This is a genomic window from Pseudaminobacter sp. Soil_N_29, from assembly GCF_057656055.1.
Genome location: NZ_JBDGLC010000054.1, coordinates 1 through 285 on the forward strand (window position 1 = coordinate 1; position 285 = coordinate 285).

Sequence of the window (285 nt, forward strand, 5' to 3'; positions counted from 1 at the left end):
TCTTCGAGCAGCGCGGCCTTGCGCGCGTCGGAGCCGAGCCGACGCAGCCGTTCCTCGAGCGCGCGGCGGGTGGCGACCGTGATCGTCTCACCCGTTCGTTCCGCGAGGCTGCGGGCGAGGCGTTCGGTCTCGGGATCCTTGATGCTTAGTGCCATCGGGGAAGTTCCATTCTACCTAAATGTCTACATTCTACCTACATAGCACGCCGGACGTCGAATTGCACGCCAGTCGGGGCGTTCTCTGTGACCGAGCGGAGCGTCGCGGGATGGGGTTTTCGGGCGTCTG

General features: G+C 64.6%; 1 protein-coding gene. It reads right to left on the reverse strand.

The window, feature by feature from the left end; translation table 11 throughout:
* A partial coding sequence (locus AC3A4H_RS23715) for a type II toxin-antitoxin system VapB family antitoxin (RefSeq protein ID WP_487768896.1) occupies positions 1-155 on the reverse strand: 155 nt, incomplete at its 3' end.
* Positions 156-285: the final 130 nt, after the last annotated feature.